Raw genomic sequence first — 26,306 nt, forward strand, 5'->3', positions numbered from 1 at the left:
TCCGCCCGGAACGGACTTGCCGTATCCGGCGTTATCGCTATTCTGGCATAGGTAATTTTACCGTCACCCGAGCAGATGCGGCGGACACACAACCCGTGTCCTGCCACATGAACCGGGAAACGGAATGGTTTCCGGATCAGAGCCTAACTCCAAAAAAAACCAGAGGGGCTCTGGGGGCGTTCGAGAGGCCCGGACGCCCCATTTTTTTTCAATTCGATGCAGTCAATTCGATGCTGGCACCTTATTCCGCAGGTTCTTCCGAAGCCGTCGCCGCGCCCCGCCGCTTGCGCGCGGCAGCAGGTTTTGGGCCCTCCGGCGTGCTTCCCTCGCGTGCAGGCGCCTTGCGCCCGGCCTGTTTGCGGGGTGATGTTGCCTTCGGCTGGGGAGATGCGGATGCGGCCTTCGCTTCCGTCCCGCCGGAGGCCTCGTCGACGCGTTCGCCGTACGTCTCTTCGGGGGGCCGGTCCGGCAGGCGTACCGTTTTCGCGGCGCCTTGCGGACTGGCCGACTGCAGCGGATCGTCGGTAATGTCTCCCGAGACGGGCGGAAGCCCCAGGACACGATTGAACGTTTTCAGCAATTCCAGGGTGTGAGGTGCCATCTCGTCGACGGCTCCCGGCACGTAGCGCACCACCTTCGACGCCAGCTCACGGTCCTCCCTGGTCTCCAGGAGTTGGGGCAGGGTCTCGATTGCCTGATCCCGGGCGAATTCCACGATCAGGGTCTGCTCCCGGAGCATGAAGCTGCGTTCTTCCGGCTTCAACGACTTGAACGGCTCGTCCCGGTTCAACACGCGGGCGGAGCGTTCCAGCCGGTCGCCGCGAACCGTGCCGCGACTTTCCGCCAGAAGGATCAGCATGCGGATCACCGCTTCGCAGAACCCGCCTTCCTCGATATGCATCAGCGCGGCCTGCACCGGCGGCAGACTGCGCATTTCTTCCTTGCCTTTCAGCGTCCTGCCCGGCTGCCTGGGGCGGCCGAACCAGCGCATGTAGGGAGAGCCCCAGAGGCTGTAGAACAAGCTTTCGTAAGCGGTGTCACGCAGATCCCGATAGAAATCCATCGACTGCTCCACCAGGGCCGCGTTGACATGCTGAAGTTCGACGAACGGATTGTCCGCTGCCGCCGGCGTTCGTCCCTCACGCACACGCTCGGCCCAGCCCGGCAGCGCGCTCAAAAAGGGATTGAGACTTGAAAATGAGGCCCGCTCGACTCGCAACGGATGTGTCTTGCGGCGCAGGTCGGCGCTCTGTTCGGTCACACCTGCCTGCACGAAAGGACGTATGCAGACATCGTAGAATTCGGCCTGCTGTTCGGATGCGCGGGCGACGGCGGCAAATGGAATTTCATCGTCCCGGCCATCATCGATCAGCTTCAGATCGTCCATCGTGCGTTCATGGAAGCTGACCGTGAATTCGCGTTCCAGAAGATCGCCCTCGTAATCGTCGATGGTCATTTCATAAAGGCCCGGGGCCAGCGCCTCGATGGTCTTCAGGGTCGATGTGACCTCGGTATGTTCCTTTTTGGCGATTTTCGAAGACACGAAAATTCCGAGGTGACCGACCTGATCGTGGATCATGTAGATGATCCTCTGCCCGCGGATGGCGATTTCCCGCTCGTCCGTATAGGTGTCCATGATCCAGTTGATCGCCTGCTGCGGGGGCGTGATGTTGTCGCCCCAGCTTGCGAACACGATGATTGGTGCGCGAACCCGCCTGATGTCGACGTTGATACCCGGTTCAAGCTGGGCCTCGTTCTTGGACAGCCGGTTGCCGACGAAGAGCTGCTCGACGATCCACCTCATTTCAGCTTCGTTGAACAGGAAATAGCCGCCCCACCAGCGTTCGAACTCCAGGAAACGCGAAGGTTCGGTGTCCACCTTTGCGTAAAGGTCGTAATATTTGCCGAAATAATTTCGCGACGGGTTGAGCTGTTCGAAATTCTGGACAAGGTCCGCCCCGTCGAAAATGCCGTGGCCGAGGTCGGAATAATACATCGCATTCCAGGTTCCGCCCAGGACACCCGCATTGTAGCGCATGGGGTTCTCGCCCACCCGTCCGGACCATGTGGCCACCGGTGCGCCGTTCAGCAGGATCGGACCGGACAGGTCCGGGTTCATTGCCGCCAGGATCAGGGTTGCCCACCCCCCCTGACAGTTGCCGGTGATGATCGGATGGGGCGCCTCCGGATGCAGCTCCATCACCTTGCGGACGAATGCCGCTTCGGAACGGGTGACATCCGCAAGGGTCTGACCTTTTTCCGGCATCCGGCTGAAAGCGACGAAATAGACCGGGTGGCCATCACGCAGGGCGACACCAACCTGACTGTCCGGCTTGAACCCACCGATGCCGGAGCCATGGCCCGCGCGCGGATCGATGATAATATAGGGACGCTTCCAGGGCTTGGGCTCCTTGCAGTGCACATCCCTGGGCGGCACGATCTTCAGCAGCATATAGCAGCTCGGATGCGGCAGATCCGCTCCGTCCAGAACCACCTCATAGTCGTATTTGAGAACCGGCGGACAGCCTGCTTCCTCATGCTCGAGAAAATTGTCGCCGCGCTGGCGCAGAGTGTCCATGGTCAGGACCATGCGCTGGGACGCATCCTTCCAATAGTCTTCCCAGGCCCTGAAAAGCCCGCCGGCGTTCCGGGTTCCGCTCATGTTTTCCATGGCCTGGTTGAAGTCCGAAAGGCTTTTCTGCCAGCGGCTCTTGTGAGTTTCAGTGATCTTGGTCAGATTCTTGCCGAGCCCGCGGCCCATCAGTTCGGCAAGATTGGAGAGTTCCGTGGCCTGAGCCTGCAGGGCGATGACCCGTTCCGAGGGGGTCCAGGCGGTGCTGTCGCTGAGCGAATTCAGAAACTCGTTGTGGCCTTTTTCAAAAGCGTCAAACATGTCCTTCATCAGGACCTCCTATCCAAGAATACTGTAGCCGCCGTCGATCGGATGAACGACGCCGGTAACGTTGAATGCCTCCCGGCTGGCAAGAAACGCCGCATAGGCGCCAACGTCGTCGATCGTTGCGAGTTGATGGGTCGGGGTGCGCTCCGCGGCGTCGTTGAGCAACGCGTCGAATTCGGCGATTCCGGACGCGGCGCGGGTCTTGAGCGGCCCCGGCGACAGCGCGTGAACGGAAATGCCCTTGGGACCCAATTCCGCCGCCGCGTAGCGTGTCGCCGCTTCCAGCGCGGCCTTGACCGGACCCATCACGCCGTAATTCTCGACCACCTTCTGCGCGCCCATGAAGGAGACGGTCATGCAGGTGCCGCCCTCGGGCATGAGAGGCTCGGCCTTGCGGATCAGGCGCAGGAAGGAATGCACGGAAATATCCATTGCTTCGCCGAAGCCGTCGGCGGAACAATCGATCACACGGCCGTGCAGATCGTCCTTCCTTGAAAAGGCAATGGAATGAAGGAGCGTGTCCAGGGAGCCCCATTTTTCCGTGATCTGCGTGAACAGCGCCTCGAGTTGCGCATCGTCGCGCATATCCAGCGGCGCAATGATGTCGGCCCCCAGGTCCTCCGCCAGCGGGCGCACATGAGGCTCGGCCTTTTCGTTCAGATACGTCACGGCGAGATCGGCACCCTGGGCCCTGAAGGCCCTCGCACAGCCATAGGCGATGGACTGATCGTTGGCGATCCCGACAACCAGGGATTTCTGGCCCGTCAAATCGAACATGCGCACTCCGCTCCAATTCTGTGGGTTGCAGGTCTCGCCACTCCAACCGGGCAGCCTGGTTCCGGAAACCGGCAAGGACCACCAAGTCCTCTTCGCAGTGCAACATCATCCTTGTGACGGAACAATGACTTTTTTGGGAAATACGGGATACTGCTGACGCAAGACTTACGTTGCAACGCAAAAAAACGGCGCTCCGGAAATCCGGAGCGCCGCAATTTTTACCTGTTGTGACCGATGTCAGTGCAGGTCGAACCGGTCCGCGTTCATGACTTTCGTCCAGGCGGCCACGAAGTCCCTGACGAACTTCTCCTTGTTGTCGTCCTGGGCATAGACCTCGGCATAGGCGCGCAGGACCGAGTTGGATCCGAACACCAGGTCCGCGCTGGTTGCCGTCCACTCCAGGGTGTTCAGCTTGCGGTCGCGGATTTCATAGATGCCGTCGGCGACAGGAAGCCAGCTGTACTTCATGTCGGTCAGGTTGACGAAGAAGTCCGTGGTCAGTGCGCCTTCCTGCTTGGTGAAGACACCATGCTTGCTGCCGCCGTAGTTGGCGCCGAGCACACGCAGGCCGCCCACCAGAGCCGTCATTTCCCGAGCGGTCACGCCCAGAAGCTGTGCCCGGTCGAGCATCATCTCTTCGGCGCTGACGACGTATTTTTCCTTCTGCCAGTTGCGGAAGCCGTCCGAGAGCGGCTCCATGACATCGAAGGACTCCGCGTCGGTCTGTTCATCCGTTGCATCGCCGCGGCCCGGGGCGAAGGGCAGCGCCACATCGAAGCCGGCCGCCTTGATGCCCTGCTCGACACCGACATTGCCCGCCAGAACGATCACGTCGGCAACGGAGGCACCGGTTTCCGCGGCGATCGGCACCAGCTTGCCAAGCACCTTGGCCAGTTGTTCCGGCTCGTTGCCTTCCCAATCCTTTTGCGGCGCCAGGCGGATCCGCGCACCGTTGGCGCCGCCCCGCTTGTCGGAGCCGCGGAAGGTGCGGGCGCTGTCCCATGCGGTCGCAATCAGTTCCGAAGCGGAAAGTCCGCTTTCGGCGATCTTCGCCTTGACGGCGTCAACGTCGTAGGACGTGGAGCCTGCCGGGATCGGATCCTGCCAGATCAGGTCCTCGGTCGGGACGTCCGGACCGATGTAGTTGACCTTCGGGCCCATATCGCGGTGGGTCAGCTTGAACCAGGCGCGGGCGAAGGCATCGCGGAAATACGCCTCGTCCGCCATGAACTTGCGGCAGATCTCGTTGTAGATCGGATCCATCTTCATGCCCATGTCGGCATCGGTCATGATCGGGTTGCGGCGGACAGACGGGTCGGTCGCGTCGACCGGCTTCTTGTCTTCCGGCATGTTGACCGGTTCCCACTGCCATGCGCCGGCCGGAGACTTCTTCAATTCCCAGTCATAGTTGAACAGGTAGTCGAAATAGCCCATGTCGAACTGGATCGGGAATTGCGTCCAGGCACCTTCGATGCCCGAGGTGAAGGCGTTCGCAGCCTTGCCTTCCTGGCCGGGATTGATCCAGCCGAGGCCCTGCCCCTCGACACCGCCGGCTTCCGGCTCGACGCCGATATTTTCAAAAGCGGCCTGGCCGCCGCCGTGGCATTTGCCGACCGTATGACCACCGCAGGTCAGCGCCGCGGTTTCCACGTCGTTCATTGCCATCCGGCGGAAGGTTTCACGCACATCCTTCGCGGTGCGAACCGGATCGGGATGGCCGTCGACACCCTCGGGGTTGACGTAGATCAGCCCCATATGCACGGCCGCCAGCGGGTTCTCCAGGCTCTCCGAATCGTCCGTGTCGCTGTAGCGGCCTTCAGACGGCGCGAGCCATTCCTTTTCGGACCCCCAGTAGACATCGATCTCCGGCCCCCAGATATCTTCGCGGCCAAAGCCGAATCCGAAGGTTTTGAAGCCCATGGATTCGTAAGCCATATTGCCGGCGAGAATGATGAGATCGGCCCAGGAAAGCGCGTTGCCGTATTTCTTCTTCACCGGCCACAGCAGACGGCGGGCCTTGTCGAGGCTGGCGTTGTCCGGCCAGGAATTCAGCGGAGCGAACCGCACATTGCCGGATCCCGCACCGCCGCGGCCGTCCTGCATGCGATAAGACCCGGCGGAGTGCCAGGCCGTGCGGACCATCAGACCGCCGTAGTGCCCCCAGTCGGCCGGCCACCAGTCCTGGCTTTCGGTCATCAGGGCGCGGAGGTCGGCCTTGACCGCTTCATGGTCGAGTCCCTTGACGGCTTCCTTGTAGTCGAAGTCCGGATCCATGGGGTTGGTGCGCGCGCCCCCCTGGTGCAGGATGTCGAGGTTCAACGCATCCGGCCACCATCTGTTGACCGGCTTGTCCATCCCGGTGTTGCCGCCGTGCATGACCGGACAACCGCCCGTCTTTTCCACCTTAGCGTCCATATCCCTCTCCAGTTCAATTTATGGTGACAATCACCATTTCATACAACTCTGACCTGATGTCAGCCTACCGGTTTCGCCGCGTCAAACCTCGATGAGGCATTCCGCCGGTTCCGCCTCTGACGACAAACCAAAGAGTGTCAAAAATCATCTCGAAGGAGCCGGGGAAACCGATGCCAGCGTGCCGGCGACCGTGTCCCTGACCTCTTCTGATTTCACAGTAGCAAACCCCGATTATCAGAGGAAGTTGTATTTACTGATAACTTTGATAAGATTATCTTATGATCAACATCACGCTCAAACAACTCCGCTATTTCGAGGCGCTCGCCCGCCACAAGCATTTCGGACGAGCCGCCGAGGCCTGCTCGATTTCACAGCCGGCGCTGTCGATGCAGATCAAGGAGATGGAGGAAGCGCTCGGCGCGCCCCTGTTCGAGCGCGGTGCCCGGCAGGTGCGTCTGACCCATTTCGGCGAGGTCGCTGCGGAGCGGGCCCGCGACATCCTGCGGGCCGCCGACGAACTGGGAGACCTTGCCCGCGCCTCGCGGGACCGGCTGGTCGGGCGCCTGCGCATCGGCGTCATTCCCACGGTGGCGCCCTACCTGCTGCCGAAGGTGGTCGGCGAACTGACCGGCCGCTTTCCAGGCCTGGACATCCATGTGCGCGAGACGGTGACACCGAAGCTTATCCAGGAACTCGCCGACGGCCGCCTCGACACGGCAATCGTCGCGCTGCCCGTGTCGGAACCCACTCTGGAGGAAACGCCCCTGTTCGAGGAACCGTTCGTGCTGGTGCGGTCGGCCCGGGAGGCAAATGCGCCGCTGCCAAATGCCGACACCTTGCGAGAAATGCGGCTGCTGCTGCTGGAGGAAGGCCATTGTTTCAGGGATCAGGCCCTGTCGTTCTGCAATCTGCCCTCCGGCCCTCCGAGAGAGGTGCTTGACGCCAGTTCCCTGTCCACGCTGGTGCAGATGGTCGGTGCCGGCATGGGTGTCACCCTGATCCCGGAAATGGCCGTGCCGGTGGAAACGCGCTCCGCATCCGTCGCAATCTCCCGTTTCGAGACCCCGGAACCACGGCGCACCGTCGGCATGGTCTGGCGCAAGTCCAGCCCGCTGGCCGGCCAGCTCATGGAGATTGCCGACATCGTCCGCGCGGCGGCCGATGGCGATCCCTTTCACCCGGGACCAGAGACCAACGACACCCTGCAAGCCTGAAAGGGCCCTACCGCCGCCGCCAGGTCACCGCGCCCAGAAGCGCCATGACCACCGCCAGCCCCAAAAGCACGCTCCTGGCGTCATCGCCGGCCGCGAACAGGGCAACGACCAGGCCCGCCAGTGGCTGGGACAGGTTGTTGAGACAGATGATCACGCCAGTGGTCTTGCCGAATTCCTCCGGTGGAATGATCTCCTTGCGCAAGGTGCGCACATAGATGTTGAACATCTTGTCGAAACCCGCGATCAGCAGGAAACCGGCGGCATAGACCAGCGGGTGGCCGCCTGCCCCGGTCAGCACGGCGCCGATGCAGATCAGCATGTAGGCGGTCAGGCCGAGGGTGGTCAGACCCAGCGGCACATGGGCCGTCAGCGACAGGACGCCGAGCGTCGCCAACGCACCGCCGACCTGCAGCCAGGCATAGACCTGCTCGCTCTGGGCGAAATACCCGGTCATCATGGCCGCGGCGGTCGCCAGGGTGGCCCCCACGATCAGGTTGACCCCGGCCGCCTGAACGATGGCGCGCGCAAGACCCGGCAGACGCCAGACCAGCACCAGCGCATGTTTCAGGTCTGCCACCGGATGGCGGGGCCGGGCGGTCTGCGGAGCGGTTTTCATGCGCGCCTGTCCCGGCCACAGCAGAAAGACAAGATCGGCGAGCAGGAACAGCACCGTCGCCAGCACGACAACCGCCTCCCAGGGCCAGAATGCCATCAGGTAGGCCGCCGTCAGCGGGCCGAGCACGACACCCATCTGCGAGGCAAGCTGGCCATAGCTCGCCACCTTTTCAAAGCGCTGATCGGAAAAGGCCCGCACCAGCACCATCTCCAGTGCCAGCATGCCCTGGGTCGTCAGGATGCCAACGACAGCCGACAGGCCGATCAGCCACCAGACGCCGCCGAAGACGATCTGCCCGGTGATCCCGGCGACGCAGGCCACGGCCCGGAGCATCCGGCTGATGCGCAGGAGCAGGATCGGCGACATCCGGTCACACAGGATGCCGGCAACGGGAAAGGTGAGATAGCGCGGCAGGGTTTCAAAAAAGAACGCCAGGCCCGACCAGGCGACGTTCCCGGTGATCTGGAAGATCACCAGCGGCACCAGGAACAAGAGGATCTGGTCGGCGAGAACCGTCAGGAACAGGGACGTGAAAAACGCGCGGTCGCGAACCAGCATTCACAGGCTTTCAAGGAAGCGGTGACGGAGAGTGGACAACTCCTAGCATCCGCCCCCGATCGCCACAAGCTGTCCCTGCCCACCGTTCCGGACCGGCTTGAACCGTTCGGCCGGAACGGCCCGTCACAGTTTCCGGGCGACCACAAACCGGCTGAAGGGCGCCGGATAGGTTCCCGTCTCGATGATCTCGAAGCCCGCGGCGGCGATCAGGTCTTCGAGAGCCTTGAAGGAATAGAACCGCACATAGGGCGCCTTGCCGAACAGCTGCATCACCTTGACCATCGGACCGAAAAGCCAGGCCCGCTTCTTCAGGCAGACCGACTTGGAGATGAACAGGCCGCCGGGCCTGAGCAGCTCACGCGTACGCGCCAGCGTGTCTTCGCCGTTTTCCACCAGATGCAGGAAATTATAGGCCAGGACAGCATCGTAGCCCTTGTCACATGCGGGCTCCACCTTCTCGCTGAAGACGTCGGCAACCGCGAAACGCAAGCCTTCAGGGGCCGCACCGGTCTCCTGTTCGCCGGACAGTTTCCGCTCGGCGATCTCGATCATGCCGTCGGCGAAGTCCGTGGCCAGGTAGGACTGAACGTTGCCCGCCAGGCGCAGGGCGGTCGACCCGGTGCCACAGCCCAGTTCCAGAACGGCGTCCTCCGGCCCCAGGTGTTCGATCGTGCGGGACAGCGTCTTTTCATAAGCGGCCTCATCCTTGATAGGATGGGCGGCATATTTGCGGGCCATCTTGCTCCAGAAGCCGGCGGAAGACGGCACGTCATTGCTCCATGTGGTCGCCAAGGTCGGTGTTCCATTTCGGTTTGTTCAGACAGGGTTGAGGGCGCCTTGAGATCCGCGGTTCCAGGTCATGCAGGCTGGTCATGCGGGCAGGTCACGGAGCGAGGATGACATTCGGCAAACGCCACCTCGCATTCCGGACGATCTCCGGAGCATCCGTTTCAGGGATGTTACAACCCTGGCTGTTTCTTCTTTCGGGAGCCGCCGCGCAGACCGATCTGATGCAGAAAGCCGCGGCCGATGTCACGCCCCCCCGTGGGCGACGCCAGAAACTCAAGCACCGAAAGAACAATGTTGGCCAGTTGGATCATCAGTGAGGACGGGCTCATTGGCGACCTCCTTTCCCGAAAAATGTAGCCTCTTCAGAAATGAATGGAAATTGCGGAAATACGCCTGAGTGATATACATATTTGCATGAACTGGCAGAGCATCACCTTCGACTGGAACCAGGCCCGCGCCTTTCTCGTGACCGCGGAAGAAGGATCGCTGTCGGCGGCGGCCCGTGCCCTGAGGCTGACCCAGCCGACCCTGAGCCGTCAGGTCGCGGCGCTGGAGGAAGCGCTCGGCGTGACGCTGTTCGAGCGGGTCGCGAAATCGCTCGTCCTGACCGATGCCGGCATCGAGCTGGCCGAACATGTCCGTGTCATGGGTGAGGCCGCCAGCCGGGTGTCGCTCGCGGCCTCGGGCAAGGCGCAGCAGGTCGAGGGCCTGGTGACTATCTCCAGCACCGATCTGATGGCAGCCCACATCCTGCCCGACATCCTGAGAGAGCTGCGGGACAAGGCCCCCGGTATCGAGGTGAAGGTGCTGTGCACCAACAGCCTCAGCGATCTGCGCCGGCGCGAAGCGGACATCGCCGTCCGTCATGTGGCACCGGATCATCCCGATCTTTATGCCCGCAAGCTGCGCGAGGCCCCTGCCCGGATCTACTGCGCCCGTTGTTATCTGGACGCCCGGGGCGGCAAGTTGTCCAAGGCGGATGCCGCGGGCCTCGATTTCATCGGATACGACAACAACGAGGAACTGGTCGGCTACCTGCGCGCGTTCGGCCTCGATGTCGGCGAGGCCAATATCCGTCTGGGCTCACCCAATGGCGTGGTCGCCTGGGAGTTCGTCCGCCGCGGCTTCGGACTGTCGATCATGGCCGACGAGATCGCCGCCCGTTTTCCGGAGATCGTGCCCGCCTTCGAGGATGTCGAGCCGGTGACCTTTCCGATCTGGCTGGTCACCCACCGGGAACTGCACACCAGCCGGAGGATCCGGACCGTGTTCGACCATCTGGCGGAGGGGCTGCTACGGGTAGAACCGGGCTTGTGATGCGTTCAGAAGCGCAGGGGCATGTTCCGGCCAGAGCACACGAAAGGTCCCGGCCCGGAGCCGGGCCTGATCCCCGTGTTCACCGCAGCATCCAGTTGAGCACTTGGCGCCAGTCGGTCATGCGGATCGGGGTGCCGTGGGTTCCAGTATCGAACAGGGTGAACCTGATCGGATACCCCGGTGCCCGGGCCTTGATCTGCTTGAAGAAATTCGCCTGATCCTCCCAGTTATAGACCCGGTCGAGGGTCCCCTGGCCCATGTAGACCGGAACGTTGCGCGACAGGGCGCCGGAGGACAGGAAATTCGGATCCTTTGGCGAGCCAAGCAGCACAACGCCGCTCAGAAGGCTGGCGTAATTGGCGTTCTTGACGAGGTTCCAGCAGATGATCCCGCCCATGGAACCGCAGGCGACCACCACCCTGGCACGCGGGGAAAGCTGTTTCTGATACCGGATCAGCGCGGCGATGTCCGCCGTGCCGCGCTTGTCGAAATTCGTCACGTCGACGGTCAGGTAGGCACCGCCATTGCGAACCATCAGGTTCTGCACCCGGTTGAAGTTGCCGCCGAAGGAGACGTCGTTCATGCCCTGGAAGCGGTTGCCGCCCTGGCCATGAACATAAAGAACGATGGCATTGGCCCCGCCCTTCCATTTGCCTGTGCCCATGTACTGGACCACCCGGCCGTTGGCGTTCAGTTCGGCGCTGCCCCGGCCGCGCTTGGGCTTGTAGGAGACGTAATTGCCATAGACCCGGCGTTCGTCGACCTCGTCGCGGTCGCGCAGGTCGCGCTGCTTGGAATATTCCACCACCAGAAAATCGCCGCCATAGAGCGTCTCGTGGATCTTCTTGTAGCGGAACAGCCTGTCCTTGTAAGGCTTCAGGGCTTCCGCCTGCACCGGAGCTGCCATCCCCAACAGTGCGAGGAGGGCACCCGCCAGCACTATCCTGACGATGCCGGCCGGGCGGCCATTCCTTATCCGGTGCAGCATGGGGCGTCCTTTTTGCGGGCAAATCACGCGGTCGGTTCACACACTAAGCGCCCGCCAATTGCCATGCAATCGGCGGTCCGCCAAAAAACTGTGGCGGATACGGGTCCGCGCCCTGGCAGGTTCCAGGGTACGCAGCCCTGCAATTTGTACCGAGACAGGCCGGCCGTTTTATCCACAAGTGCCGACATTCATTGAATAACCGGCTCGCAAATTGCGAATTTAAGAATTTGGTAACCATAAAAATCCAAGACTTCCAGTGAGATATGACCCGATGAAACCATCGGCGAGTTCAGCGCCCTGCCCGCACGATTGCGGTTCAGGCTGATCTCGAACATGCGCGGCAAGGTCAGGAGAGCCCAGATGCCAGTTATTTCCTTCGCGAACGCAAAGGGCGGCGCCGGAAAAACCACAGCCGCCCTGCTGCTGGCGACAGAAGTCGCCGCACGGGGAAAAAGTGTCACGATCTTCGACGCGGATCCGCAAAAGTGGATCTCGAAGTGGTTCGAACTGCCGAAGTCCCGTCCGGGCATCAGCGTCGTCAGCGAGATCTCACCGGCCTCGATCACCGAGCAGATCACCTTCGCGGCCGAACAGTCGGACTTCGTCATCGTTGACCTCGAGGGAACGGAAAACCTGATCGTGGCTAACGCCCTGTCGGTGTCGGATCTCGTGGTGGTGCCGATCCAGGGATCGTCGATGGACGCGCGCGGCGGCGCCAAGATCCTGACCTTGATCAAGAAACTGGAAAGGATCGTCCGGCACGACATCCGCCATTGCGTCGTGCTGACGCGAACCAATGCCGCGGTGACCACCCGTGCCATGAAAGCGGTCCAGGACTTCCTGTCGGCGCAGAGCATCGACGTGCTGATGACGCCGATCGTCGAGCGCGCCGCCTTCCGCGACATCATGGAATTCGGCGGCGGCCTGGCCGATCTCGATCCGTCCGTCGTCAGCGGCGTCGCCAAGGCGCGCGAAAACGCGGCGCTCTATGCTGCGGAAGTTCTGGAACGGGCCATCTCGGTACCCAGGAAGCGCTGGTACAACGTCTTCAAGCGGGCAAGCTGACTTTAGATCATTTGGGTTGCGGGCCGGTGTCGAAGCGCGGGTTGGCGGTCTTGAGCACCGGCGTCTGCAGGGAGACATTCTCCCGGCTCTCGCGCCAGACGACGAAGATGCCGGAGGCGATGATGATCGTCGAGCCGATGGCGACGTAGATATCCGGCGTTTCGGCGAAAAACAGCACGCCGAACAGGGTCGCCCAGATAATCTGACTGTACTGAATGGGCGCGACCACCGCGGCCGGCGCCGCCCGGTACGCACTGATCAGGAACGTCTGCGCGATCACGGAGAGAAAGCCGATCGACGCCATCAGGCCGAGATCGACCAGCTTCACCGGCACATAGACAACAGGCAGCGTCAGCGACATGGCGAACATCGACAAGAGCATCGGATAAAGAATAAGCACCACGGAGCGCTCCTGGCCGCCGAGTTTGCGGACCAGGATCGTGGCCAGGGAGTTGGCGCAGGCGGCCGTCAAAGCCGCCAGATGACCCAGCGACATGGCGGTAAGGCCGGGCCGCAGCACAATCAGGACGCCGATCAGGCCGACGACCACCGCAGCCCATCTCTGCGCCCTGACGGTTTCGCCGAGCAACGGTACGGAGAAGGCGGTGATCAGCAGCGGCATTGCGAAAAGCAACGCATAGACCTCGGCCAGGGGCAAAGCGGTGAAGGCATAAAAGCCGCAGGACATGGAAATGATCGTCAGACACGAGCGCAGCAGCACAAGCCAGGGATGGCGCGGGCGGAAGTTGTCGACGGCCTTGTCCGCCAGCATCAGCATCGACATCGGCACAAAGGCGAACAATATGGAAAAGAATATGATCTGGAACGCCGGATAGGAACCGCCGAGCGTCTTGATGAGCGCGTCATGGCTGGAAAAGATGGCGAATGCAACGAGTGCGGCGATCAGCCCCTTCAGCATTTCAGTCATGGCGGTGCCTTCTCGGGTTTAGAGCGGACCGGCCGCGGCGCGGCAAAAACAGGCAGCCCGCCGCCTCGCGCAAGATCAACGGATCGCACCGCCGATTCTCAAGATCATCGCTGAAAAGGAAAAAACTTCAAGAAAGCCGGCTCTGTTTCCGGGCGTTTTTCTGTGTGCGAATGCGTTCCTTGCCTTTGACGAAACGAACAGCGGGGAAGATTACCTCCCCCGCTGCCGCGCAATCCGTCTGATCAGGTCTCGTAGCCCGAAAGCCTGGAACCGATCCGGTCTGGAGATCTCATGCCTCCGGCGCTTACAGTATCCTGCGCCGCAAGTACGAGGCGACAACCTCGCCGGCAACCACCAGAACGATGATGGCGATAAGCACCGTGGAGACTTCCTGCCAGTTGAACGTGTCGATGGCACCTTGCAGGATGACACCGATGCCGCCGGCGCCGACAAGCCCGAGAACCGTCGATTCGCGCAGATTGATATCCCAGCGCAGGATGCTGACGGCAAAGAATGTCGGCATTACCTGGGGCACGATGGCATAGAGCACGACCTTGAAATGGGACGCGCCGCAGGCCTGCAGGGCTTCGACCGGCTTGGGGTCGATTTCCTCGATGGCCTCCCCCAGCAGCTTGCCGAGAAAACCGATCGACCGGAACATGATGGCGACAATGCCGGCAACGATGCCGGGACCGAAGATCGCCACGAAAAGCAGAGCCCAGATGATCGTGTTGACAGAACGGGAGGAGACCAGGATGAACCGGCCGATCCACAGAGTGACGGCATTCGGAGTGGTGTTCTGGGCGGCGATATAGGCGACCGGAAGTGACAGCACCACTGCCAGCGCCGTCGCGATCGTCGCAAGATTGACCGTGTCCAGAAGGGCGCTGAGGATCTGGTCCAGATTGGCCGGATCGGGCGGCACCATGCGGCTGAACAGATCGCCCATCTGGTTCGGTGCGTCCCACACCCAGGCCCAGACAATGTTGACGCTGCCCAGTGCCCAGGCGACGACCAGCGTCGCGAGGGCGAAATATGCGTAGCGCTGAAACCGCTGTCGCGGCGTGTAACGCGACCACTCGTGCAAACTTAGCTGTTCCATTACGCTATCCGCTTCCTGATTGCGCCGCTGATGGCTTCGGAAATCAGGATGACCCCGACGATGACCATCGTAATGGCGAGGGCGAAATCGTAGTCGTAGCGGCCGAAGGCGTTGGCGAGTGTAGCACCGATGCCACCGGCGCCCACGATGCCGACGACGGCCGATGCCCTGAGATTGCTGTCGAGCTGATAGATGCTCAAGCCGATCTGACGCTGCATGATCTGCGGAAAGACGGCATAGATCAGTACGGAAAGGAAGGGCGCGCCCGCCGACTTCATGGCCTCCACGGGACCGGGATCAATCTCCTCGATCCGTTCGGCCAGCAGCTTCGCCACGAAACCGATGGAATATACGACGAGGGTCAGGACGCCGGCGAAAGGACCGAAGCCGACAGCTTTCACGAAGACGATGGCGACGATCACCGGATGGAAGCTGCGCGCAACGATGATGATGCCCCGGCCAAGATAGTAGATAGGCAGAGGCGCCACGTTCCTGGCGGCCATGAAAGCGATGGGGATCGACAGGAAAACCCCGCCCACCGTTGCCAGTAGCGCGATCTTGAGGCTCTCAAGAAAGCCGTCGATGAGAAGTCCGCTGCGCTGAAAACTTGGCGGAAACGCACCGCCGAATATCCGGCCCGCGCGTTCCAGCCCCTGTGATACGCGCGCCCAGTCGATCGGCAGCGTTGCCACCGTCACGGCGATATAAACGATCACAGCCGCGTAAAGGCCGTAGCGCAGCAGCGGGCTGGCGATAAAGGGCTGCTTGCGCCAATGATCCCTCACCGCCGTCATGCCGCTTCGCCTTCGACCTGCCGGTCCGCGTGCGGGACGCCCGCATAGATGTCGTGCATGGCCTCGTCGGTAAGCGCCTTGGGCAGGTCGTCGAAAATGATGCGTCCGTAGCGCATGCCGACGATCCGGTCGCTGAATTCCTTGGCTTCGTGCACGTTGTGAATGTTGATGATGACCGGAAGCTTCAGTTCGCTCGCCAGATCGCGCAACAGCATCATGATCTGTTCGGACGTTCTTGGGATCGAGCGATGCCGTCGGCTCGTCGGCCAGCAGGATTTCCGGCTGCTGCATCAGCGCCCGAACAACACCGACACGCTGGCGTTCGCCGCCGGACAGTTCGTCGGCGCGCTTGTCGGCATAATGCGCGATGCCGACGCGCTCCATCAGTTCAAACGCACGCCGGATATCCTCCTTGGGATAGCGGCGGGTCAGGGCTGCCCAGGTCGAAATGTAACCAAGCCGCCCGCTCTGCACGTTTTCCATGACCGTGAGACGGTCGATCAGATTGAAACTCTGGAAAACCATCCCGACCCGGCGTCTGGCGATGCGAAGGTCGCGCCTGCCGAGGGCGGTGAAATCGGTCCCGTTCAGCGTGATTGTTCCCGAGGTGGGTTCGACCAGCCGGTTGATACAGCGCAACAGCGTGCTCTTGCCCGCCCCGGAAGAGCCGATGACCGAAACGACCTGATCGCCCTCGATCTCGAGGTTGAGATCCTTGAGCACCGGCTCCCCTGCCCCGTATCGTTTTACAAGGCTTTTGATTTTAAGCATGTCTTTCCCCAGATGAAGCGGCCCGCTGCCTGGAAGACAGCGGGCCGTGAAGGCAGGAAACCTTATTTGGCAAGGCCCTGAGGGGTGTATTCGACACCATTGCTGGCCTGGATCTGCCGGATGACGGCCCACTGATCCTTGTAGGTGATGGGGATGAACTTGCTCACACCCTCAAACTCCTCTCCGAGCTTGTTGCCCTTGAAGTCGAAGCTGAAGAAAGCTTCCTTGACCTTTTCAACCAGCGCCGGATCAAGATCGTGGGCGTAGTTGAACGATGTGGTCGGGAACGGATCGCTTTCCCAGACAAGACGGACCTCCGCCGGATCGTAGAGGCCACGGTCGGCCATGCGCTCCACGACTTCGGAAGCCACGGGAGCGGCATCATAGTCACCGGCAACGACGCCGAGCATCGACTGGTCGTGCGACCCGGAGTAGATGACTTCGTAGTCTTCATCCGGCACAACACCGAGCGCGGGGAACAGGGCACGGGGCGCCTGGTTACCGGAATTGGACGTTGGCGACGTATGGGCGATGCGTTTACCGGCCATATCGGCAGGTGTCTTGATGTCCGAGTCGGCCTGGGTGAAGACCTGCAGGCGGTAACCGAACTGGCCGTCATCCCCGCCCATGATCGCGAACGGCACGGCTCCGGCAAGGTTCACCGCGAAGGGGGTAGGCCCCGTGGAGAAACCGGCGATGTGCAGACGGCCGGACCGCATGGCTTCGACTTCGGCGGAATTCGACTGCACGGCGAAGAACTGGACATCCTTGCCGGTGACGTTTTCCAGATGATCGATGAAGGGTGCCCAGATGTCTGCATAGACCGCGGGATCTTCCACGGGCGTATAAGCGAAGACCAGCGTGTCCGGGTTGCTCAGTTTGGCCGGGTCCGTCGGCGCATCGGCAACGAGATCTCCGTTTGCATCGCAATAGATGCTGTCGAGTGCACCCTGATTGGCGCAATCGGCAGCATGTGCCGCTGTCAGGGCAAAACCGGCCACGAAAGCCACGGATCCGAGCCGGGCCAACAAATTTCTCATATTTTCCTCCCATTATGGATCAATCCTGCCCGGCAGAGACTGCAAGGCACCTTGAAAGATCGCCTTCAGGCTAGCGACAGGAAACGGAGGAAAGCGAGCGGGGATATGTTAACAGACCACAGGCATCCGGGCTTTTTTGTTAACAGTGTTACAGCGCCGGGTTGGCTGCTGAAACAAATGTAACGAAATTCCCTCCTCCGCGCTCCGATCTTCATGCTAGGTCTCGGACACGGAAATGACTATGAAACGGCATGAGAATGGCAGAATTCCGCGAGTTTTAGGCGAGTGCGACGGGCTGTTCGCCCGATCAGGCGCGCTGACGACCTCGGGGAATTGCAGAAGAGCAATGCTATGGATGCAAGCGCGACACGACCGGTAATCGCCATCGTCGACGACGATGCCGATGTGCGCGAGACTCTCTCCGCGCTGATGGAGACAAGCGGCTTTGCACCGGTCGCGTTTTCCGACAGCGCCGGGTTCAAAGCCTTCGGCAATCCGGAAGATTTCGACCTTGCGCTGATCGACCTGCGCCTGCAGGGCGAATCAGGTCTGTCGCTGGCAATCCACATCCGCGAATTTCACGAACTGCCCATCGTCATGCTGACGGGTGTCGGCGATGAGATCGACCAGATCATCGGGCTGGAAACGGGCGCCGACGACTACCTGATGAAACCGTTCAACCCGCGCGAACTTGTGGCGCGCATCCGGGCGGTTCTTCGCCGCTACGGGCACGGGTTGTCCGCAGGCCCCAAAGCCGGCAAGGATCAGGAGATCGCCTTCGGCGACAAGCGGGTCAACCTCAAACGCCGGGAACTTCTCGACCGCAACGGGGACGAGATCCCGCTCACCAATGCGGAATACGTGCTGCTTGAGTATTTCGTCAAAAACCCCGAGCGCATCATCCCCCGCATCGAGTTGATGCAGGAGATCGGCAGCGACATGCAGCGCTATGTGGACAGGACCATTGACGTGCTCATCCTGCGGCTGCGCCGCAAGATCGAGAACGTGCCGTCCAAACCCGTCCATCTGCAGACTCGCAGAGGACAAGGCTACATCTTCGTGCTCCAGGCCGAGGGATCATGAAGGCGGCCCGCATCAGGCAACCGAGCATCCGGCTGCTGCTGCTTTCGGCAATCGGCCTCCTGCTGGTTGTCATCATGGTGATCGGGACAATCGCCCTGATGACCCTGAACGGTGCGGAGGACCGGCTGGCGACGTTTCATGACCAGACGCTGATCGAGGTGTCCGATGCGCTTGAACTTTCCGGCAATGCGTCCGAGCTGGCGACCTCCGCTCCCTTTCTGATGACCTTGAGCCCCAGTTTCCAGTTGGAAAGCGAGGCCGAGGAAATCCTTCAGACGCTGGAACACATACAGGAGCTAGGCGGCAGCGATCCTGATGTGGCCATGCCGCTCGCCCGGATTCATGCCGCAATAGACGATCTCGTCAGGGCCATGGCCCCGCAAGTGAAATACGCGGCAACCCTTGCCCTTATCGATCAGGATCTCGAACGCCTGCAAAGGCGCTTCCGCACCCTGGCCCAGGCCTCCGCGGCCTCGCCGCAGGAGCGCCAGGCCTGGTCATCGCTGCAACAGCTCGTCATGACCGCCATCGGTGCCCTGCGCAGCCGTGAGCTGATCAAGGTCGGCGAACACCAAAGCAACTATCTCCGCATCCGCCAGGAAATCGACGCCAATCCGCCTCGTTTTGTGAACACGGCGCTGGCGGAGGTCGAGGATGCCGTGCGCAACAGGGGCGATCTCTTTTCGCTTCGCTATTCCGAACTGGCGGCGAAGCTGGATGCGGAAAACGCCCTCTTCCGCATCCGTACGGAAGTTGCCCAGGTGAACGCCTATGCGTTGCAGAAGGTCACGGACGCCAAGGCGAGACTGCAGGCGTCGCGCGAGCGGACTACCACGAGCATCACCTTCGCCAAGGCCGTGATCGTGGTGCTCACCGCGATCAGCATGATCGTCGCTGCGGTCTCTGCCCTGTTCGTTTCACGATATGTGACCGCAAATCTTCACCGGATCACCGATGTCATGCGCCGACTGGCCGCCGGCGACCTGAAGGCGCAGCTTCCGAAGAAAAGCAGTTCTTCAGACGAAATCGGACAATTGTCCGAAGCGTTCCGCAAGTTCCGCTCCAACGCCTTGCGCCTGGAACGCAAGACCCGGGAGGTCTGGCAACGCAACGAGCTGTTCATCACGGTGTTTCAGAACATCAGCGACGGCGTCGCCGTGTTGTCGCCCACGGGACAGATCCTGGCGGAGAATAGCCGGGTGCGCGACCTTCTGAGGCTGGAACCGGCCCGCGGCGACGGCCGCGTCACGTTGCACGAGCTGATCGGGAAATCCGCCTTCCAGCGGCGCGCGAATGAGAACGACCGAGCAGGGTTCGGCGAATATGCCGATGCCTCCGGGCATGTTCTGGAAGTCCGCCAGTCTCCGCTGCCCGATGGCGGTTCCGTGTGGCTGTTTTCGGAAACCACCGAACGCAAGCGCATCGACGAACGCCTTGAGGAAATCCGGCGCGTTGAAAGCCTGGGCAAGGTTACCGGTGAAGTTGCGCATGACTTCGGCAACATCCTGTCGACCATTTCCGGCAACCTGCACATGCTGGAAGGCGAACTGTCGCCAAAGGCGTCTGTGCTGCGCGCGCGCATCAACGATGCGGTCGAACTCGGCGTGTCGCTGATCGAGCGCCTGCTGGCATTCGCCCGCAAGCAGCATCTGGAGCCGCAACAGACCGATATCGCCGCCATCGCCGAAGGAATGGAGGATCTTCTGTCCATGGCGCTGCCGGAAACGGTTGCGCTGTCCATCGCATGCGATGACGGGCCGATGTTTGCCCGTATCGACCCGGGACAGCTGGAAAGCGCCATCCTGAACCTTTGCGTCAATGCAGGACAGGCGATCAAGGATCGCGGCGAGATCGAGATCAGCGTCGCCCGACAGGCGGACGGGAGGATTGCGCTTTCCGTCCGGGACGACGGCTGCGGGATGGATATGGACACGCTCCGGCAGGCCGCCGAACCGTTTTTCACCGCCCGTTCCGATGGCGAAGGGACGGGTCTCGGTTTGTCGATGGTGCATGGGTTCGTTCATCAGTCCGGCGGCTCGATCAGGATCGACTCCATGCCCGGACAGGGAACCTGCGTCACACTGCTGTTTCCAGAGCAGACCGCCCCTTGCGGAGCAGTCCCCCGCCCTTCCCTCAAGGAACAGGTGCTTGTCGTCGATGACGACGTGAAGTCGGCCGAGGCAATTACCAGGCTCATGGAAGATTTTGGCTATTCGGTCGTCACCTCGCATTCATTCCACGATGCGCTGGATCAGGTCCGGTCCGACAGGCCGCTTTCGGCCGTTATAACGGATCTGCAACTTGATGACGGGCATTCCGGCTGGTCGCTCGTGCAGGAGGCACTGGAAACGCGCAAGAGCTGCAGGGTCGTGGCTGTTTCCGGGCATCTGCCGGACAAGGACCCGGTTGCAGATGCCTATCGCGACCGGCTCGCCAAGCTCCCGAAACCGGTTACCGCGGAAGCCCTTGGCCGGCATCTGGGTGTCGGCTGAGAAATTCCTTCAAGCTCACAGGAATGCTTGGACCGTCTTTTACACGAACACCCTTGCCAGAGCGGCGACGGCCAGGGCGGTGGCGGCCCGTTTTGGGCCGGCATAATCAGAGGCGGCCTGTCCGGGGACGATCAGGTCGATCCGGTTGAGATCCGTCGCCTCGATATGGTCGAGGTCAGCCGACTTTGCGGCTTCCTCCGCCGAAACCCGGATTTCGTCGAGCATGCTGACGAGGCCCTGCCAGATGTGCAGCGGCGGCGCCTCACTGGTGTTGCACCAGCGAACAATATCGTCCTCAGTCACTCTCAGAACCGAAGCGGCTTCCGCAGGGGCGAGACCAAGATAGCTCATAACAGCGCTGAAATTACTCATTCTTTTCCCCAAAGCCGAACGGAGCCCCTGACACCCGACGTGTTATATTGCACTGCAATATGGCGAAAATCCAGAGCTTTACAGGAATTTAGTTAACTCCTGCACCGGCAAAGGAATGCCGCAGGGGACTTTCCGGCGATTTTCGCGACCCGACTCGTCATTTCTGTCAGGCATCTGCCCCATGAACACGCCGGACGGCCTGTCCGTTCCATCAATTAGCTGAATTACTTGAGAAAAATCGATATCGGTGGAAAACGGATGGCGGTCGGATTGTCCGGTTCGGTTAATGATAAGTTTAATGAAGCAAATCACTTTGACCGCCGACGCCGCCGGACCCCTCTTTAGATGAAGTTCAAGGGAAAATCCTTCATTGCAATCGTGCTGAGTCCGGAACTGCCGTTCGCAGACTGGTTCGGGGAAATCGACCGCATCATTGCGCGCACCCCGGGCTTTTTCATCGACCGGCCGATCGTTCTCGATGTGCGCGGCAGCAAGATCCCGATCGGCGATCTGGAGCACTTGCTGGAGGAACTGAGCCAGCGTTCCATACGCGTTATGGGCATTGACGGGGTCGCGGGAACGCGGTTGAAACCCGGCATGCCGCCGAGTTTTTCCGGAGGACGGCTGACTGCCGAAGTCGACGTTCCCGAACCGGTGGCGGGCAATCCCGATGCGGGAACAGATAGGCCCGATGCCGAACAGGCCAAGACTGCGGCGACGGCGGACAAACCAGACCCGAAACCGGAAAAGAAACCGGACGGCAAGGACGCCGACCCCGACCGGGACATGCAGGTCGGCCCCGCATGCATCACCAACGGCGCGTCGATCGTGATCACCGAACCGGTCCGCTCCGGCCAGAGCATTCTGCATCCGGACGGCGACGTCACCGTGATCGGTTCGGTCAGTTCCGGTGCGGAGATCATCGCCGGAGGATCGATCCATGTCTACGGCGCCCTGCGCGGCCGGGCGCTGGCGGGTGTTTCGGGCAAGGACTGCGCCCGCATCTTCTGCTCCAAATTCGAGGCGGAGCTGGTGTCCATCAACGGCCTCTACAAGGTCGCGGACGACTTCGACGCAACCTTGCGCAACGCGCCGGCCCAGATCCGCTTCGAGAACGAAACGCTGGTCTTCGAACAGCTGAATTAACCCCGGATACGGCTGGTCGGTACCAGCAGATCCGCAACAGGAAACAGGACGAACACCATGAGCAACGCAACCGTCGTTGTGGTTACGTCAGGCAAGGGCGGAGTGGGCAAGACCACGACCACAGCGGCCATTGCCTCGGCGCTCGCCAAGGAAGGTTACCAGGTCTGTGCCGTCGACTTCGACGTCGGTCTGCGCAACCTCGACCTGATCATGGGCGCCGAACGCCGGGTCGTGTTCGACCTTGTCAACGTGGTGCGCGGTGAAGCCTCGATCAAGCAGGCGCTCGTCCGGGACAAAAAGCTGAACAATCTGTTCCTGCTGCCTGCCTCCCAGACACGGGACAAGGACGCGCTGACGGAAGAAGGCGTCGCCAGTGTCATCAGCGAATTGCGCATGTACTTCGACTGGGTGATCTGCGACAGCCCGGCCGGCATCGAGCGCGGCGCGACGCTGGCCATGCGGCATGCGGACGAGGCGATCATCGTGTCCAATCCGGAGGTTTCCTCGGTGCGCGACTGCGACCGCATCATCGGGCTTCTGGATGCCAAGACCAAGATCGCCGAGGACGGCGGCCGGATGCCGAAGCACCTGATGATCACCCGCTATGACACGGAGCGCGCCAAGACCGGCGACATGCTGGCGACCGACGACGTGGTCGACATCCTGTCCGTGCCGCTGATCGGCGTGGTTCCGGAAAGCAGGGACATCCTGAAAGCGTCCAATGTCGGCGTGCCGATCACCCTGTCGGACGAAACCTCACCGGCGGCCAAGGCCTATATGGAAGCGACCAGGCGCCTGCTCGGCGAAAACATCCCGGTGACCATCCCCGAGGAGAAGAAGGGCCTGCTCGGCAAGTTCTTCAGAGGGAGGGCCGCATGAACATCCTGAGCTTCTTCGGCAAACGGGACGAGAGCGCTTCCGTCGCCAAGAACCGGCTGCAGATCCTTCTCGCCCATGAACGGGCCGATGACGGCTCCGACGCGGTGCTGATTTCCAGCCTGCGGGAGGACATTCTCGCGGTCGTCGCAAGGCGCGTCAACATCGATCCGGACTCCGTCCGGCTCGAGATGGACCGCTCCGGCGATGTCACGACCCTCGGCATCGACATCGAACTGCCGTCCGCCCGGGCATCCTGACCAGAGCCGGAACCGACGCAAACAGACCCCGGATCGCCCTTCGTTCAGATGAATGCCGGGAAGATCGATCCGGGGGCCGTTAGTCTATCTCGTGCCATTGACCATATGGCCATTTCCGCATCCCTGGAAACTGACCGGACTGCTCCTCCAAAGACCAACCTGCCTCAATCCATTTCAGCCTCATTTGCAAGTCCATGACCTGAAGTGAGTGTGGTCGATATTGTAGTAGAGCGCGTCGAAGTTGCCTGTACAGTCCCTGAAGATGCGGGCAATCGAAGGGACAAGTTGGGCGTGTGCCGGCTCCGACGGGACGAAGCGGTGCCGAAGGTAGGCCGTCAGAAAGCCACCTGGCACATCCACCGCGAACTCAGGCGATTTAGTCATTCGACACCATCCCTGACGACATTCTCGAAACGGGAAGCCTGCCGAGAGTTGGCACGCTTGCGCAGCCTCATCTCAAGGACATGTCAGAGCCTGCCTTCCTCGCAAAGCAAGGCCGCTCCCTGCCCGAAACTCCGGGTGCAGTCATCAATTGCTTTGTCCGGGTTTCATCGAAACAGAAAATCATTGCTCCGTGCATCCATTGTTGTTACACGTATTTAGTGCATAGTTAAAATTTGCATTTATTAAAAATATTTATCCAGGGGAGCGATTCATGGTGGAAAAAAATAAAGGCACACTGTCGTCAGCGTCCATTACGGCTTCAGGCCAGTGGACCTGGTCGGTAACCTTGACCAACTTGGGCGGAAACTGCCTTATCAGCTGGTCCAGCAATGCCCCGTTCAGGGCTCAGGAATCCAAGGTTCAGCTGTTTGAGTTTCCGAGCGGCGACGTTGTCGCCGAGACCTGGGCTACCGAGCAGTCCGGGTCCTGGGACACCGGCAAGCCCTACGGGCAAGGGTGGGGTGCCCGCTACATTGCACAGATCGGGCCAACGGGCAGCAAGCACACCTATCAAACAGTGCTTCAGACCCAACCCTCCCATTAGGGCCTCTGGCGTTCGCATAAACGCAACCGGGATGCTCCGGCACAAAGGTACCGATCAACGTCAAGGTCCGTTAGAGCATCGTGCAGGTTCTCCGCCCTTCCCTGTGCGGCGCTTTGTTGTGCGGTTACGCCTCGTAGACGATTTCCCGCGTCTCGCGGAACTTCACGTCTGAAAACTTCTCGGTCACATGGCCGATTTCCCAGGCGTTCTTGAACAGGAACACCGGCTTGTCGTCACGGTCGTTGGCGATCGACATGCGATGGGCCTCGATCATTTTCTGAAGCGTCTGGCTGTCGGTCTCGATCCAGCGGGCGGTGGTGTAGGGCACGGTCTCGAAGCCGATCTCGGTGCCGTATTCGGCTTTCAGCCGGTCGACCACCACATCGAGCTGCAGCGCGCCGACGACGCCGACGATCCAGTTGGAGCCGAGATCAGGCTTGAAGATCTGGACGAGGCCCTCCTCGGCCAGGTCCTGAAGGCCCTGGCGCATCTGCTTGACGCGCATGGTGTCGGCAAGACGCACACGGCGCAGGATTTCCGGCGCGAAGGCCGGCAGGCCGGTGACGTGGATGTTCTCGCCTTCGGTCAAGGTGTCGCCGACCCTGAGCTGGCCGTGGTTGGGCACGCCGATGACATCGCCCGGATAGGCGAGGTCGGCGATCTCGCGTTCCTCGGCAAAGAAGAAGATCGGCGCTGACACCGCGATCTGCTTGCCGGCGCGCACGTGTTTCAGCTTCATGCCGCGCCGGAAAGTGCCCGAGCACAGGCGCAGGAAGGCGATCCGGTCGCGGTGTTTGGGGTCCATGTTGGCCTGGACCTTGAAAACGAAACCTGTGACCTTGTCCTCGTCCGGCATGATCGTGCGGCCGCCGGTCGCCGGCTGGGAATGCGGCGGCGGTGCGAATTCGGCGATGAAATCGAGAATTTCCTCGATGCCGTAGTCGCGCAGGGCCGAGCCGAAGAAGACCGGGGTCAGATGGCCTTCCAGGAAGCTCTCGCGATCGAATTCCGCGTAACCTTCCGCACCGAGTTCAACGTTTTCTTCCAGCTCGTTCAGAACCCGATCGAAGACCGTACCGGTCAGGATCTCGTCGTCGAGGCCCGAAACGTCCTTTGTCTGGGTAAAGGCCCCTCCCCGATCGCCGGCTGAGGTGTGGAATTTCTTCTTCTGCCAGTCGTAGACGCCGAAGAAATCCGAGCCCATGCCGACAGGCCAGGTCTGCGGCGAGACGTCCAGCGCCAGCGCTTCCTGGACCTCGTCCAGGATTTCCAGGGCGTGACGGCCCTCCCGGTCGATCTTGTTGACGAAGGTGATGATCGGAATGTCGCGCAGGCGGCAGACCTCGAACAGCTTGCGGGTCTGGGTCTCGATCCCCTTGGCCGCATCGATCACCATGACGGCCGCGTCGACGGCGGTCAGCGTGCGGTAGGTGTCTTCGGAGAAGTCCTCGTGGCCCGGCGTGTCGAGCAGATTGTAGATGATGCCGCCACGCTCGAAGGTCATGACGGAGGACGACACGGAGATGCCGCGTTCCTGCTCGATCTTCATCCAGTCGGACCGCGCCCGGCGGCGTTCACCACGCGCACGCACCTGACCGGCGGCCCGGATCGCGCCGCCCGACAGCAGCAGCTTTTCCGTCAGCGTGGTCTTGCCCGCATCCGGGTGGGAAATGATCGCGAAGGTGCGCCGGGCTTGATAGGGCGCTGTGCCGTTGAGGCTGGTCATGAAAATCTCCTGGTCGCCGATCCGGCGGGGCCGCGCGACCGCGCCGGTAAAACCGGGGGCGCAACCTGTCATTCAAGGCCGGACGGATTG

23 protein-coding genes and 1 pseudogene are annotated in these 26,306 nt (G+C 61.4%); 9 read left to right on the forward strand and 15 right to left on the reverse strand.

Annotation, left to right across the window (positions count from 1 at the left end; translation table 11 throughout):
* Positions 1–241 precede the first annotated feature (241 nt).
* The 3 genes from AC0VX3_RS20620 to katG all read right to left on the reverse strand — a co-directional run bounded on the left by AC0VX3_RS20620 (position 242) and on the right by katG (position 6,091).
* Entirely contained in the window at positions 242–2,902 is a 2,661-nt protein-coding gene (locus tag AC0VX3_RS20620; protein WP_475522099.1) for a DUF3141 domain-containing protein, read from the reverse strand.
* Between the two features lie 9 nt (positions 2,903–2,911).
* A complete protein-coding gene (fabI, locus tag AC0VX3_RS20625; protein ID WP_475522100.1) occupies positions 2,912–3,676 on the reverse strand; it encodes an enoyl-ACP reductase FabI in 765 nt (254 codons plus the stop codon).
* A gap of 237 nt (positions 3,677–3,913) precedes the next feature.
* Positions 3,914–6,091 carry a catalase/peroxidase HPI gene (katG, locus tag AC0VX3_RS20630; RefSeq protein ID WP_475522101.1) on the reverse strand — a complete coding sequence of 726 codons (2,178 nt, stop codon included), beginning with the start codon at positions 6,089–6,091 and terminating at the stop codon, positions 3,914–3,916.
* A 278-nt stretch (positions 6,092–6,369) separates the two neighbouring features.
* Here katG and AC0VX3_RS20635 point away from each other — a divergent pair, with 278 nt between their 5' ends.
* The gene (locus AC0VX3_RS20635) at positions 6,370–7,305 is read left to right on the forward strand and encodes a hydrogen peroxide-inducible genes activator (protein WP_475522102.1); all 936 of its coding nucleotides are present in this window, start codon (positions 6,370–6,372) and stop codon (positions 7,303–7,305) included.
* A 7-nt stretch (positions 7,306–7,312) separates the two neighbouring features.
* Here the strand turns inward: AC0VX3_RS20635 and AC0VX3_RS20640 are convergent, their stop codons facing one another.
* From AC0VX3_RS20640 to AC0VX3_RS20650, 3 genes are all read right to left on the reverse strand, one after another.
* Positions 7,313–8,479, reverse strand: a complete 1,167-nt coding sequence (locus AC0VX3_RS20640; RefSeq protein ID WP_348143697.1) for an MFS transporter — start codon at positions 8,477–8,479, stop codon at positions 7,313–7,315.
* Positions 8,480–8,602: 123 nt separating this feature from the next.
* Entirely contained in the window at positions 8,603–9,271 is a 669-nt protein-coding gene (locus AC0VX3_RS20645) for a class I SAM-dependent methyltransferase (protein ID WP_475522103.1), read from the reverse strand.
* A 167-nt stretch (positions 9,272–9,438) separates the two neighbouring features.
* Positions 9,439–9,597 carry a hypothetical protein gene (locus tag AC0VX3_RS20650; RefSeq protein ID WP_475522104.1) on the reverse strand — a complete coding sequence of 53 codons (159 nt, stop codon included), beginning with the start codon at positions 9,595–9,597 and terminating at the stop codon, positions 9,439–9,441.
* An 85-nt stretch (positions 9,598–9,682) separates the two neighbouring features.
* Here AC0VX3_RS20650 and AC0VX3_RS20655 point away from each other — a divergent pair, with 85 nt between their 5' ends.
* The gene (locus AC0VX3_RS20655) at positions 9,683–10,585 is read left to right on the forward strand and encodes a LysR family transcriptional regulator (protein WP_475522105.1); all 903 of its coding nucleotides are present in this window, start codon (positions 9,683–9,685) and stop codon (positions 10,583–10,585) included.
* Between the two features lie 79 nt (positions 10,586–10,664).
* Here AC0VX3_RS20655 and AC0VX3_RS20660 read toward each other — a convergent pair whose 3' ends face one another.
* Positions 10,665–11,573: an alpha/beta hydrolase gene (locus AC0VX3_RS20660; protein WP_475522106.1), complete on the reverse strand. Its 909-nt coding sequence runs from the start codon at positions 11,571–11,573 to the stop codon at positions 10,665–10,667.
* Positions 11,574–11,933: 360 nt separating this feature from the next.
* Between AC0VX3_RS20660 and AC0VX3_RS20665 the strand changes: the two genes are divergently transcribed.
* Positions 11,934–12,638, forward strand: coding sequence for a ParA family protein (locus AC0VX3_RS20665; protein WP_342894635.1), 705 nt, complete (start codon positions 11,934–11,936; stop codon positions 12,636–12,638).
* 7 nt (positions 12,639–12,645) lie between these two features.
* On the opposite strand, the gene AC0VX3_RS20670 is transcribed toward AC0VX3_RS20665, so the two are convergent.
* From AC0VX3_RS20670 to phnD, 6 genes and pseudogenes are all read right to left on the reverse strand, one after another.
* A complete protein-coding gene (locus tag AC0VX3_RS20670; RefSeq protein WP_475522107.1) occupies positions 12,646–13,566 on the reverse strand; it encodes a DMT family transporter in 921 nt (306 codons plus the stop codon).
* A 304-nt stretch (positions 13,567–13,870) separates the two neighbouring features.
* A complete protein-coding gene (gene phnE / locus AC0VX3_RS20675; protein WP_475522108.1) occupies positions 13,871–14,668 on the reverse strand; it encodes a phosphonate ABC transporter, permease protein PhnE in 798 nt (265 codons plus the stop codon).
* A complete protein-coding gene (gene phnE / locus AC0VX3_RS20680; RefSeq protein WP_348143685.1) occupies positions 14,668–15,462 on the reverse strand; it encodes a phosphonate ABC transporter, permease protein PhnE in 795 nt (264 codons plus the stop codon). Before phnE (AC0VX3_RS20680) ends, phnE (AC0VX3_RS20675) begins: the two co-directional genes overlap by 1 nt.
* The gene (locus tag AC0VX3_RS20685) at positions 15,459–15,680 is read right to left on the reverse strand and encodes a hypothetical protein (protein WP_475525261.1); all 222 of its coding nucleotides are present in this window, start codon (positions 15,678–15,680) and stop codon (positions 15,459–15,461) included. The genes phnE (AC0VX3_RS20680) and AC0VX3_RS20685 overlap by 4 nt, the downstream gene beginning before the upstream one ends.
* Positions 15,681–15,771: 91 nt before the next feature.
* A pseudogene (locus AC0VX3_RS20690) lies at positions 15,772–16,233 on the reverse strand (ATP-binding cassette domain-containing protein); the annotation flags it as partial.
* A gap of 62 nt (positions 16,234–16,295) precedes the next feature.
* A complete protein-coding gene (phnD, locus tag AC0VX3_RS20695; protein WP_475522109.1) occupies positions 16,296–17,273 on the reverse strand; it encodes a phosphate/phosphite/phosphonate ABC transporter substrate-binding protein in 978 nt (325 codons plus the stop codon).
* A 351-nt stretch (positions 17,274–17,624) separates the two neighbouring features.
* Here phnD and AC0VX3_RS20700 point away from each other — a divergent pair, with 351 nt between their 5' ends.
* Together AC0VX3_RS20700 and AC0VX3_RS20705 are read left to right on the forward strand one after the other, a co-directional pair.
* Positions 17,625–18,356 (forward strand): response regulator, encoded by a 732-nt coding sequence (locus AC0VX3_RS20700; RefSeq protein ID WP_475522110.1) that lies wholly within the window; start codon positions 17,625–17,627, stop codon positions 18,354–18,356.
* Positions 18,353–20,848, forward strand: coding sequence for an ATP-binding protein (locus tag AC0VX3_RS20705; RefSeq protein ID WP_475522111.1), 2,496 nt, complete (start codon positions 18,353–18,355; stop codon positions 20,846–20,848). Before AC0VX3_RS20700 ends, AC0VX3_RS20705 begins: the two co-directional genes overlap by 4 nt.
* 39 nt (positions 20,849–20,887) lie before the next feature.
* On the opposite strand, the gene AC0VX3_RS20710 is transcribed toward AC0VX3_RS20705, so the two are convergent.
* The gene (locus tag AC0VX3_RS20710) at positions 20,888–21,220 is read right to left on the reverse strand and encodes a hypothetical protein (protein ID WP_342894633.1); all 333 of its coding nucleotides are present in this window, start codon (positions 21,218–21,220) and stop codon (positions 20,888–20,890) included.
* A 345-nt stretch (positions 21,221–21,565) separates the two neighbouring features.
* Here AC0VX3_RS20710 and minC point away from each other — a divergent pair, with 345 nt between their 5' ends.
* From minC to AC0VX3_RS20730, 4 genes are all read left to right on the forward strand, one after another.
* On the forward strand, positions 21,566–22,366 hold the full coding sequence (minC, locus tag AC0VX3_RS20715; RefSeq protein ID WP_475522112.1) for a septum site-determining protein MinC: 801 nt from the start codon (positions 21,566–21,568) through the stop codon (positions 22,364–22,366).
* 57 nt (positions 22,367–22,423) lie between these two features.
* Positions 22,424–23,245, forward strand: a complete 822-nt coding sequence (gene minD, locus AC0VX3_RS20720; RefSeq protein ID WP_348143671.1) for a septum site-determining protein MinD — start codon at positions 22,424–22,426, stop codon at positions 23,243–23,245.
* Positions 23,242–23,502 (forward strand): cell division topological specificity factor MinE, encoded by a 261-nt coding sequence (minE, locus tag AC0VX3_RS20725; protein WP_475522113.1) that lies wholly within the window; start codon positions 23,242–23,244, stop codon positions 23,500–23,502. The genes minD and minE overlap by 4 nt, the downstream gene beginning before the upstream one ends.
* A gap of 655 nt (positions 23,503–24,157) precedes the next feature.
* Complete coding sequence (locus tag AC0VX3_RS20730; RefSeq protein WP_475522114.1) at positions 24,158–24,490, forward strand: hypothetical protein; 333 nt, start codon at positions 24,158–24,160, stop codon at positions 24,488–24,490.
* 124 nt (positions 24,491–24,614) lie between these two features.
* On the opposite strand, the gene AC0VX3_RS20735 is transcribed toward AC0VX3_RS20730, so the two are convergent.
* Positions 24,615–26,216, reverse strand: coding sequence for a peptide chain release factor 3 (locus AC0VX3_RS20735; RefSeq protein ID WP_475522115.1), 1,602 nt, complete (start codon positions 26,214–26,216; stop codon positions 24,615–24,617).
* Positions 26,217–26,306 lie beyond the last annotated feature (90 nt).

The organism is Roseibium sp. QJM3NY_11 (genome assembly GCF_056173175.1).

Bases quoted from the DNA above. Each gene is read 5' to 3' on its own strand.
- AC0VX3_RS20660 (WP_475522106.1), bottom strand. From the start codon at position 11,573: ATGCTGCACCGGATAAGGAATGGCCGCCCGGCCGGCATCGTCAGGATA.
- phnE (WP_475522108.1), bottom strand. From the start codon at position 14,668: ATGGAACAGCTAAGTTTGCACGAGTGGTCGCGTTACACGCCGCGACAG.
- AC0VX3_RS20710 (WP_342894633.1), bottom strand. From the start codon at position 21,220: ATGAGTAATTTCAGCGCTGTTATGAGCTATCTTGGTCTCGCCCCTGCG.
- minC (WP_475522112.1), top strand. From the start codon at position 21,566: ATGAAGTTCAAGGGAAAATCCTTCATTGCAATCGTGCTGAGTCCGGAA.
- AC0VX3_RS20665 (WP_342894635.1), top strand. From the start codon at position 11,934: ATGCCAGTTATTTCCTTCGCGAACGCAAAGGGCGGCGCCGGAAAAACC.
- fabI (WP_475522100.1), bottom strand. From the start codon at position 3,676: ATGTTCGATTTGACGGGCCAGAAATCCCTGGTTGTCGGGATCGCCAAC.
- phnE (WP_348143685.1), bottom strand. From the start codon at position 15,462: ATGACGGCGGTGAGGGATCATTGGCGCAAGCAGCCCTTTATCGCCAGC.
- AC0VX3_RS20735 (WP_475522115.1), bottom strand. From the start codon at position 26,216: ATGACCAGCCTCAACGGCACAGCGCCCTATCAAGCCCGGCGCACCTTC.
- katG (WP_475522101.1), bottom strand. From the start codon at position 6,091: ATGGACGCTAAGGTGGAAAAGACGGGCGGTTGTCCGGTCATGCACGGC.
- AC0VX3_RS20655 (WP_475522105.1), top strand. From the start codon at position 9,683: ATGAACTGGCAGAGCATCACCTTCGACTGGAACCAGGCCCGCGCCTTT.
- phnD (WP_475522109.1), bottom strand. From the start codon at position 17,273: ATGAGAAATTTGTTGGCCCGGCTCGGATCCGTGGCTTTCGTGGCCGGT.
- AC0VX3_RS20685 (WP_475525261.1), bottom strand. From the start codon at position 15,680: ATGATGCTGTTGCGCGATCTGGCGAGCGAACTGAAGCTTCCGGTCATC.
- AC0VX3_RS20670 (WP_475522107.1), bottom strand. From the start codon at position 13,566: ATGACTGAAATGCTGAAGGGGCTGATCGCCGCACTCGTTGCATTCGCC.
- AC0VX3_RS20730 (WP_475522114.1), top strand. From the start codon at position 24,158: ATGGTGGAAAAAAATAAAGGCACACTGTCGTCAGCGTCCATTACGGCT.
- AC0VX3_RS20705 (WP_475522111.1), top strand. From the start codon at position 18,353: ATGAAGGCGGCCCGCATCAGGCAACCGAGCATCCGGCTGCTGCTGCTT.
- AC0VX3_RS20640 (WP_348143697.1), bottom strand. From the start codon at position 8,479: ATGCTGGTTCGCGACCGCGCGTTTTTCACGTCCCTGTTCCTGACGGTT.
- minD (WP_348143671.1), top strand. From the start codon at position 22,424: ATGAGCAACGCAACCGTCGTTGTGGTTACGTCAGGCAAGGGCGGAGTG.
- minE (WP_475522113.1), top strand. From the start codon at position 23,242: ATGAACATCCTGAGCTTCTTCGGCAAACGGGACGAGAGCGCTTCCGTC.
- AC0VX3_RS20700 (WP_475522110.1), top strand. From the start codon at position 17,625: ATGGATGCAAGCGCGACACGACCGGTAATCGCCATCGTCGACGACGAT.
- AC0VX3_RS20620 (WP_475522099.1), bottom strand. From the start codon at position 2,902: ATGAAGGACATGTTTGACGCTTTTGAAAAAGGCCACAACGAGTTTCTG.
- AC0VX3_RS20635 (WP_475522102.1), top strand. From the start codon at position 6,370: ATGATCAACATCACGCTCAAACAACTCCGCTATTTCGAGGCGCTCGCC.
- AC0VX3_RS20650 (WP_475522104.1), bottom strand. From the start codon at position 9,597: ATGAGCCCGTCCTCACTGATGATCCAACTGGCCAACATTGTTCTTTCG.